The organism is Polaribacter sp. PL03, assembly GCF_033875165.1.
GTDB lineage: Bacteria > Bacteroidota > Bacteroidia > Flavobacteriales > Flavobacteriaceae > Polaribacter.
This window is the reverse complement of sequence record NZ_JAWZSV010000003.1, coordinates 550,822-561,792: the sequence shown is the minus strand read 5'-3', so window position 1 is coordinate 561,792 and position 10,971 is coordinate 550,822. Positions and strand designations below refer to the sequence as shown.

The following is a 10,971-nucleotide window of genomic DNA, read 5'->3' as shown; positions in this document are numbered from 1 at the left end:
AATAAATATTATTCATTAAAATTCAACACTTATCTTTATTGTGAAAAATAGGCCGTAGCTAAATTTATATATTTAAAATCAGGACATTCACCCCTAGCCAGTGATTTACCAATTTGAGATATTGAACTTGTGTATTTCAACCCTTTATTTATAGCTATTTTTTCATGACCATTAAATACTGCTTCGACATCCTTATTATCTCTTAATATATTACCATAAATTGTCATTATTTTGTCTAAACTTGTTATTATAGATAAATCTGGTTCAATTTTGATTTCATCAAAGATTGAATTCGCTTTTATTCTTATTGCTAAGAATAGATCATTGAAAAACTTAATACCTCTATCTGATATTTTTTTACTTGAAAATAATTCATCAACATATAAACTAAAAAGTTTTTGAGAATATGAAATTGGGTCTTCAATATTTGCATTGTATTTAATCAAAAATGTTTCTAGTCTAAAATAATATGGCTTTGTTTTTGAAAAGAGTTCAACAATATCATTCAATTTACTAAAATCTACTTCTTTATTCTTGTTATTTCTTGTTGTTCTCAATTTATAATTGTCAATAATAAATAATGCATTAGGTGACTTTATAAACTCTTTTAACTCCTTGCTTTTTTTAATAGACTCCCATAATTCTTTTTTCTTGGTGTTTTCGGATATATCTGTACTCGATTTATATTTTTCGATTAGAACATACATTTCCTTCATTAATGATTTTAAGAAAACCTTTAAACTGTCATCAATTTCCTGACTTTTCCATAACTTTACTAAATCAAATTTAGCATCCCTCTTCTCACTACCACCGAACATATTGTACAATACAGAAATAGAATAAGGAACTACAGCAGCTCTAAGCTGACCGATAGCATTACCACGAGTACCATGAATGTCCTCCATCCCTTTAAATAAGATAGTTTTAGCTATTAAATCCTCATAAAAAGCTCTGTCTATTTCTAACTCATTACTACGAATACCTTCCCCGTTTAGATTCTCCATAAATGTTCTAAACACTTTCTCCCCTCCTTTTTTAACTAACCATGGTTGATCTCCCCAAGCAGTATGATACTTTCCTATATCTGTTTTTGACAACCTTACTTTTCTAGGGTAATCTTTTTCAATTTTACCACCGGTTAATCTTTTTCTAGTTGCAAATTCTCCCTTAGATTTCTCAAAAAACCATTTCCCTCCAGTTGGAGTTAAAACTGTATCTGATAATTTCTTAATTCGATCCATTTTTGGATCTCTAGATCTTAAATCTACTCTAGATACTTTTGACTGAGAATTAGAATACAAACTAATGTTACTAATTAATGTATTTAAATCTTCTTCATTTAAATTTTTAGCTATATTTATTTTAGCCATTAAATTAATTTCTGAGATATCTAAGTTATCTTTCTTTGAGAAAAATATACTTGCAGTTGTTTGCCCACCATTTACAATCTGAAAATCAGTAAGTGATTTTAAAAATAGCTTTCCGTTATCCTCTACCAAATTTCTATCTGTAGCAGTAATGGTAAGTCCGTTGTTGTAAGCAATGAACTTTTCAGGAGTTTCACGAATTGTTTTACGCATCCCTCCATTAACCCCCCTAAACTGAAGAAACGATCTTACATTTTTCTCTAGAAGCCTAGTAGAGTATCTTCTATAAAGAGAGGCAATACCATCTGCAGGCAATACACATAAGTAAGATTCAAAATCTGCGGTTTCTGCAGCTTTTAAAACTTCAATTTTAGAACCAAATACTTCTTCTATATTAATTTCTAATGCATATTCATTCCCTTTGGAAAGCGATACATTATAAAGAAAATTTAAGTCTATCAATGTATATGTTAGCAGGATACTTTTTTCTTCACGTTTATTTCCTTTCTGAAATGATGTTTTCATTTCCTTATCCCTAAATTCTATTTTTTTTAAGCCGATTATTTGTTCATTTTTCATAGTAACAGTTAGTGTCGGTGAAATTAAAAATATTTCAACTACATCTATTTTGTCTATAAAATCTGATGATTTTAATTGTTCTAAAATAAAATATGCTGGATCAGAATCTTGAAGCTCTAAGTGTCTTTTTATTGATTTCTTTAAAAAATTATTGGTCTTGTTAAATATATCATCATATTCAGCCTTAGTACTTATGACTAAATCTTCTTCTTTGGTTGCTTGACTTGTTGCGTTTTCATTAATTAAAAATAGTTGCAGACGCTCTCCTGTTTCATTCATACAATAAGCATCAACTTTAAGAAAAACACCATCTAAAGATGAATTATAAAAACAATTATTTATATCTTCAGAATCAATAAGCTTAGTTTCTAATAAATCTGATAATACATTATCTAATAAAAGACTATCAGCATACCCACCACCATCTGGATATACTGAGTTATTCAATAATTCTTTACGATACGAAAAGTATTCTTTAGTTTCCAAATTTAAAATATTTTTTGAGCAACAATAAAACTATTAAGTTCTTGTAGGTTAATATTATATTTTACTTTTTTTATGTAATCAGGAAGTAGTGTATCCATAAGCCTTGGGAATACTTCATTATTTTCAAGAATCATATTACAAGAATATGTTTCATGTTTTTTTAGAGTAAATTTATAATTACTATACTCTTTTAAATTAGAAGTAAATAAGTTTTTCTGAGCTAAGGCTTCAAATAAAATAGAAACATCACCATTAGCATCTAAAATATGTCCTTTTAACTTATTAACTAAAGCCTCTAAATCTTCTCCTAAATTATTATCTGTTTCTAAGGAAACAACCAAAAGTTCTAACTCTTTCCCCAATTCATCATCCAATTGAAATTCACTTGAAATCCTAATAATAGAGCTATCATAATTTTTAGTTTTTACCTCTATATTCTTTTTATCAAAGATAAAATCGGTATTTGCATCATACGGTCCTTGCCATGATTGTAATACTTCATTAACATCAGAGAGAGACGATTTAATTAATAATTCATCTACAACTGTTAATTCTCCATAAAGTCCTTTAATGACTTCTTTAGTTAACTTATCACCTCTTGCATTAGCTAAAAAACTAGCCCATTTATTTATTGTACTAATAAAAATACTTGTTGACTCTTTTACGTCTTCTATCTTATTTATTTTGAAATATAATGATATGATTAAGTCATCAAATAGATTATGATAGTAGCCATCTAATAATTCTAAAACAATACAATTATCTTTTCTATTGTATGAAGTTTTTATATTTTCCTTTGTTTCACCTATAAAATCAATATTAAAACCTTTTGGTAACATTAATAATAAACATCTATTTTTTTTAGAGTTAATTCCTAAATTTAAATCTGGTTTACAATTTGCATCTATTCGCAATGTAATAAAACCAGAGTTTTTTTGTCCTTTTAGCCTTGACCATTGATCTTCTAATTGAATTGTATTCATATTTTTCTAATTTATTTCAACAGTAACTTCATCTGAATCGTCTAGTACATTGTCTTCATCATTATCAGGATTATCATAAATTGCTTCAAGTAAAGAATCAGTTGTCCAATCGTTATTATTTAAATCTATATCAAAATCACGTATTGAAACAAAGTCTTTAAGTTCCTCTAAATTCATCTCTTCTGGTTCTTTGTGAACATGCTGAGTAACATAATCAGCTCCATTGACACCTATTTCTGTAGGAAAACCTAAAGCAAAGCCTATCAATGGTATTTTCTTTTGAAACTCTTCATTTATTCCTTTACTGTCTGCATAATTTTTTAAAGGCTTTTCCTCATTCCCTTTTACATCAAAAACATTACATAAATCAATTAGATAAATGACTAAAAGTCCTTGAGAAGAATCCATATATGATCTATATTCACGATCGGGAACTGTTTTTCCTTTATTTTCTTCTTTATTTCTTGTATGGTAATTTTGCTTGAGCTTAACTATTTCTGCGGTTGTTAGATACAAAGAGAAATCATCTGGCGATATTATAGTACTACTTCTAGCCTTAAATAAATCTTTATCGACAAGAGAACTATAACTTAAAGAAGGTTTATCAGGATTGCCTCCAATACTTGGACCAGAACGTACTACTTTCTTAAACTTATAATTTTTTACCTTGCCCTTAAGTTCAATATCGAGCCCCGTATTTCTATTGCTAACACTTAATGCAACTCGCCATTTCTTAAGCTTATTCGCCTGTGAGCAAGATTCTAAGTATTCCTTAAGCCCTAAAATATTGAAATTTAACATTGCATTTGGCAAGTTAATAAACTCCATTAGACCATCTTGATCTGTATCGTATACTATATAATTAGGATGACTTTTTTCTTTTTTCCATTCAATTTGAGAAAATTTATCTTTAAAGGCATCATACGCAGTACTAATTTTTTCCTTATCAATTAAAAACTGAGTAGACTGCTGCACTGTGTCTTCAAAACTAAGACTCTTGGTTGATAATCCTTTTAAGAAATTGCCTCTAGTTAATTTTATGACATCTGGATTATTTTGTACCCATAATGTAAAATCCCCAGGAGTTCTTCCTGGTAAACCTGCCAAATACTTAAACTTATTTTCAAGATCTTCTATAATCTTTGAAGCTTCATTAAACTTTTCTATATTTTCTGATGTTGTAAATAATTTACAGCAATCTAAGTAACCTATACGATAACCAAACCAACGCCCCATTTGCATTAAGGTATCTGCAGTGTTAGCTCTTCTTAAAAAATAGTTTATCGTTAAGCCTTCTAGTGTAAATCCACGAGATAACCTGTTACCTCCAATAGCTATATATTTTTTATCTTCATTTTTATAATCTAAATCTGATTTTGTGTATGAGTTAATAGCCACTACCTCTATATTAGCTACGGCTTTAATTAATAGTGGTTTTATGTCGTTTACAAAGTCTTTTGGAGTTAAATAATCATCTACATAACCCTCTGATAATTCACTTTTTATATTATTTACTATGTAGTCGAAATGTTTCATCCATACACGTTCAAATTCCATAAAAACAGGAGCATCTAAACCATCATGGTTAAGCTTATTTGTGATTTCCTTCATAAAACGCTCTACTAATTCTTTTAACCTATTTTGCCATAAACCAAATAAAGATACATGAACAAGCATAGTATGATGTCGCTGATAAAAAGGAGAATTAATTAAAGCTTCTTTTCTACTATTTCTAATAGCTATAGATAATATAAAACAATGGATAGCCTCTTTTAACGATTTAGGAATTCCATTGTCAGAATTTGGATATACATCGTCTTTTTTAGCTGCTCTAGTTCCAGGCGCTGTGCTTACAGTAGGATATTCTGGATCTTTATTAAACCTTTGCGGAATACTATTATAATATTCAGAGTCATCAAAATCAATAGGCCTAGCAATTAAACTTTCTATTTTATTAATTTCGTCATTTCTTGTGTCGAAAAAATGTTTTATTCCGACATAATTAGACGGAGGCTGAAGCATTTCAATAAAATGCTCAGGGAACAAATTATCAACTAATTTAAAATTATAATCGATCTTTCTATCTGTTAATTTAAATTTTGTACCTGGAGTTTCATTTCTATCTTGGAATACATTAGCAAAAGGTGTTGCTGTATAACCTAAATATGATTTTTTAGAAAACATTGCTAATATAGCTCTGATTTCTGCGTTTGTTTTAGTTGCATACTCAGCCCCTTTATGACCAATATTATTTAAAGATGCATTATCACACTCATCATCTATTATCAATAAAGGTATGTCAATTTTAGGGTGTTTTTCGTCTACATTTTCATTCAACCAAAGCAATATGTTCTTTAATATGTGAACATTTTTCTTAACTACTAAGATGTTCTTATTATATAATTGAAAGTTAGCATCTAATAACCCTCTACTGAAATCTGACCCTAAAGACGTTACTGATGAAACGACATTATCAGGAAATGGATTATCCAAACCGACACCTATACCCAAACCACCAGCACCTAATGAACCGATAACTTCTTTTTCTAATCTAGCTTGAGTTTGTACTCTTAAATCTTCCATAATACCTGAAAGAACGATAATCATTTTATAACCCGCATCTATTGCTGTATTTATAACCCCATTAAAATTTGCAGTTTTTCCTGATTGTACACTACCAACAACCATTCCTTTTTTATAAAACCCTTCATTACTTTTTGGGTCTCCAAGGTTCTCTATAATATTTAAAGTACTTCTTCTAGTTTCCTTTATTATATTTTCGTTTCTACCAATTTTCTTTAAATAAGCAAAATAACGCTCTCTATAGGTCGTTACAGCATCATTGTTCCATCCGATATCATTTTGTCTTACCTCTGTTAGCCATTTATTAGCATTAACCTTAAGCATAAAACTCTCTTGAATTGTAATAGGGTTAGTTGCTTTATGTTGATTAACTGCTATTAGAAAGTATTTAGTAAATAACTCATTAGAAAATTCCTTTTCTAAAATTTCACAAATATTACGTGTTCCATCTTTTACTTTATTTTCATCAAGATTATTATAAAATTCTAAAGAAAATACATCGTTGTTTTCTTTTGTGAATTTTTTAGAATCTTTATTTAGAATACTTAAAATTATTTCTTTCATGCTTTATTTTTTTTTTATAAAATATTTTTTAATGATTCAGGTAAATTACTTTCATTATAACCATTGTCTCGTAAAAAAATATTAAAAATATCATCTTTTGATACGCCTGTATCTAACAGTTTTTTAGTAGTTGCAATAACATCCTCTATACTTATACCATCTTGTATAAGATCCATATAATTACTATCTGTATAACGCTGTTTATTTAAAAGTATATTTATACCTTTTAATAATGTTTTAAAATATTTTGAAGCATTTGAATTCAGCTCATTAGATATTATTTTTACTAACGGATATTCTTGATTTATAGAATAGATAGTCCCTTTTGTTGTTGATTGTTTTTGTAATAACTCTATGCTCTTTTCAGAGTTTGAATCTTTTTTGAAATTACTTTTTAATCCACGATTATTATACTCTTTAACAGCTTCTGTTTTTAATTCACTTATATACCTTAAAACCCCCAACTTTAAATCATAAGGTATTGCTATTTTTGATTTAGCAACATTCAGCTGAAGCTTATCATCGTTCATATTGCCTACCTGAATCTTTAAACGAGCTAGTTTTAGTTTAGCTTGCTTTCGTATTATACCATTCCATCCTCCGAAGAAAATAATTCGATTACCTCTATAAACATATATTCCTTCCATATCCAAAAGACTCTTGTTTGAAGGTTTCCACATATTACTACTATCTGACGCATCTACAGGAAGAACAAAGCCTTCCATTTTTAAAACATCATTACCTAAAAACATCTCTCTAGACTCTAATGCTCTTGCTGAATTTCCTTCCGAAGATCTAAAAGGATTGAATGGCTTAACCAATAGATTATTTAACCTTATTTTTAATGGATTATGAGCTAATTCCATAAACTTATGAAAAACAACACTTAAGTATTCACTTGTAGTTGCGGTTAATTCTTCATTCAATTGTTTTACATGTTTATCTGAATCTAAATAATTATTAAAATTTTTCAATTCTTCCCAAACTACAATTGTATTAGGCTGATAATCTTTGAACTTTTCTAAGTGATTTTCAGAAGTTTTTATATATCTATCTAGAATAACTTTAATCTCATCCTTGGTATTAATAATAATTTCCCATTTACCAGTATTTTTTAAATGAGAAACATCCCAAGTCAATCCCGAATATTCTTTTGTACCTTTCTTTCTTGAGATAACTGTAAATTTTCTGGTTTGTGAAAATGAAGCGGTTTTCATCCCCAATCCAAATCGTCCAAGATCATGAAGCTCCCTTTCTGATTCCATATCTCTACTTGGGAATTGCATGTTAGCGGAAAGTTCGACTTCAGACATTCCTTTTCCATTATCTGTAATAAATATTGCAGTATGATTTAATATATGCTCTGTTAATATTTCTATTTTATCAGCTTCTGCCGAAATGGAATTATCTAATAAATCCGATAAAGCTGTCTCTAACGAATAACCTTGTTCTGAAATTGATTTAATTAAAAATTCAGGATTAGGTTGGGCATTAATAGTTTTAGTGATCATTAATTTCTTTCTTAGCGTAGTAAATATAGTTAATCTGGCAGATAATTAAATGGCTAACCCTTAATTTTTATACTACTTATTTATGTATTACTTGGGTAAACTTGGGCAAGAATCTGATTTACAGTCTCTAGTGTGTTACACAAAATATATTTGAATTAAATCTTTTAACACTGGAAGAATCAATGTAATTTTAGCATCTTGATGAAAAATGAAAAAACATACAATTATATAGATTTATTTGCAGGTGCAGGAGGACTTTCAATTGGGTTCGGAAACAAAGGTTTTCATCTTGAATTAGCGAATGATATTGCAGAACCAGCCTTGAATACTTTTAAGAAAAACTTAAAAAAGACTCATCCTGAAACTAATCAAGAACGCGTTATTCTTGGGGATATAAAAGAACTTTATGAACATCTAGGCAATGGTGAAGTTACTTATGATATGCAAGGTCATATGGTTATAGAAACAAATAAAGAAGTTGAGCTTCGGGAAAAAGTTCCTACTATTAAGGATAATGATGTTATAAAGAATATTCTTTCGAATATAAATCACATAGATGTTCTTGCTGGAGGTCCTCCTTGTCAAGGGTTTTCTATGATAGGACGTTCAAAAAAAGCTACTTTAGAGGAAAGAACCAAGGGGTTTATTGACGACCCAAGAAATCAGCTTTTTAAGTATTATTTAAAATTTGCAGAAAAACTATCACCAAAACTTATATTGATTGAAAATGTAAAAGGCCTAGCTTCTGCTTCAGGCTATAGAGATTTGATTGAAAAATCATTAACCGATACAGGTAAATTTGGTTATAATGCTTCTTCTCATATCCTAAATGCAAAAGATTTTGGTCTTGCCCAAAACAGGGAACGTATTTTCTTTATTGGAGTTCGAAAAGATCTGTCTGAAAAATATGATATTAATGCATCTGATATTTTTGAAGAAATTATTAAAACAAAACAGGATTCGTTAAAATTAAAAGATGTGATTTACGATTTACCTCAGATAAAATCGAATCCTAAACCTAATAATTATAAAGAGGAAGCAGAAGTTCCTTTTAGCAATATGAGTGTTTGTTTTGGAAAGAACATTTCTGATGAACCTTACAGTAAATTAATAAGTAAAAGTAGTAGTAATAAATACCTTAATTCTATTAATACGTATAACGATAAGTTAATAACACCTAAGTATTTGTTTAATCATAAATCAAGATACCATAATGAGCGAGATTTGTTTATTTATAAAAATCTTGTAGCAGGAAAATATCTAAATGATCCTGTGAATGAAAAAGCACTTTCAAAAGTTACTTATGGGGTTGTTATCGATAAAAATGGGAATAAAAAAGTAAAAGGATTTGGTGATAAATATTTTAAACTTAACCCTGAAAGTGTTTCAAAAACAATAATAGCTCATTTAGAAACAGATGGAAATTCATATGTACACCCAGGAGAACACCCTAGAAGTATTACACCTAGAGAGGCTGCTAGAATACAATCTTTTCCAGATTGGTATTTCTTTACAGGAAGTACTAGAAATCAGCTAAAACAAATAGGAAATGCTGTACCACCATTACTAGGAGGTGTTTTTGCTGAAGAATTTAAAAATGTATTAGACCGTATTAAGCAAGATGAAAAATAAAAAATTAACTTTTATTGATTTGTTTGCAGGTTGTGGAGGCTTATCTGAAGGATTTATTATGTCAGGTAAATATGATGCTCTTGCCCATGTTGAATGGGAAATTCCGATGGTAAGAACTCTTAGATCTAGATTAGAGAAAAAATGGAAGCATACTAATGAGGATGCTTTTAAAAGAGTTTTACATTTTGATATTCAGAAAACGGAAGAATTGATTAATGGTAATTGGAAAGAGGAAACTATTAAAAGTTTTGGGAGTACAAATCACATTGAAGTCCAAAAGTATGGATTAAAAGGCCTCGTTGGTAAACGGAAAGTAGATCTTGTAATAGGCGGGCCTCCTTGTCAAGCATACTCGGTCGCAGGAAGAGCTCAAGATAAAAATTCGATGAAAGAAGATTATCGAAATTACCTTTTTGAAAGCTTTATTAAAGTCGTTGAAGAATTTCAGCCTAATATTTTTGTTTTTGAAAATGTGCCTGGAATATTAAGTGCGTGTCCAGGAGATAAAAAGGTAACAGAAAGAATTTTTGAATATTTTGATCAACATGGTTACGATATAAAAACACCAGATGAACTAAAAAATGTAATATTATCAGCTAGTGATTTTGGAGTACCGCAAAAACGAAATAGAGTTATTATTGTAGGAGTAAGAAGAGCTTCTAAAACTAAAAATATTAATTTAGATTCTATTTATTCTGAAATAAATAAACATAAAATAAAAACACCAAAAACTTTACGAGACGTTATAAATCATCTTCCTAAATTTAAACCATCAGATAAAATTACCACACTTAATGGTAGGAAATACTGCTATATACCAATTGATGAAGATAAATTTATTGAGGAAAATCATAAACCTAGATTTCAGAATGAACGTGATATAAAAATCTTTAGAGAATGGGTTTCTAAAAACATGAATAAACGTCCTATGATTGAGCGTATTCAATTTTATAATAACCTAGTAGGCAGGAACTCTAAACATGCTAAATATAGGAGTTTAGATTGGGATAAACCATCACAGACGATAGTAGCTCATTTATATAAAGATGGATTGATGTTTATTCACCCTGATGCAGAACAAGCAAGAACTATTACTGTTAAAGAAGCTGCACTAATTCAATCTTTTCCTAATGATTTTGAATTTATAGAAAACATGGGATACAATTATAAAATGATTGGTAATGCCGTCCCTCCTTTAATGGCTGAGAAAATAGCAATTGCAATTAATAAAATTCTAAATAATGAAGTGTGAATTTTAACTAGTTC

At 29.1% G+C, this 10,971-nt stretch carries 6 protein-coding genes; 2 read left to right on the top strand and 4 right to left on the bottom strand.

Going from position 1 to position 10,971, the window contains the following annotated elements; translation table 11 throughout:
• Positions 1–35: 35 nt before the first annotated feature.
• From SHK09_RS08505 to SHK09_RS08490, 4 genes are all read right to left on the bottom strand, one after another.
• A complete protein-coding gene (locus SHK09_RS08505) occupies positions 36–2,432 on the bottom strand; it encodes an AIPR family protein (protein WP_319810338.1) in 2,397 nt (798 codons plus the stop codon).
• Positions 2,433–2,434: 2 nt separating this feature from the next.
• Entirely contained in the window at positions 2,435–3,415 is a 981-nt protein-coding gene (locus SHK09_RS08500; protein WP_319810337.1) for a PD-(D/E)XK motif protein, read from the bottom strand.
• Positions 3,416–3,421: 6 nt separating this feature from the next.
• A complete protein-coding gene (locus tag SHK09_RS08495) occupies positions 3,422–6,322 on the bottom strand; it encodes a Z1 domain-containing protein (RefSeq protein WP_319810336.1) in 2,901 nt (966 codons plus the stop codon).
• A gap of 254 nt (positions 6,323–6,576) precedes the next feature.
• Complete coding sequence (locus tag SHK09_RS08490; RefSeq protein ID WP_319810335.1) at positions 6,577–8,073, bottom strand: ATP-binding protein; 1,497 nt, start codon at positions 8,071–8,073, stop codon at positions 6,577–6,579.
• 201 nt (positions 8,074–8,274) lie between these two features.
• On the opposite strand from SHK09_RS08490, the gene SHK09_RS08485 reads away from it, so the two are divergent.
• Together SHK09_RS08485 and SHK09_RS08480 are read left to right on the top strand one after the other, a co-directional pair.
• Positions 8,275–9,705 carry a DNA cytosine methyltransferase gene (locus SHK09_RS08485; RefSeq protein WP_319810422.1) on the top strand — a complete coding sequence of 477 codons (1,431 nt, stop codon included), beginning with the start codon at positions 8,275–8,277 and terminating at the stop codon, positions 9,703–9,705.
• Positions 9,695–10,957: a DNA cytosine methyltransferase gene (locus SHK09_RS08480; protein WP_319810334.1), complete on the top strand. Its 1,263-nt coding sequence runs from the start codon at positions 9,695–9,697 to the stop codon at positions 10,955–10,957. Before SHK09_RS08485 ends, SHK09_RS08480 begins: the two co-directional genes overlap by 11 nt.
• Positions 10,958–10,971 lie beyond the last annotated feature (14 nt).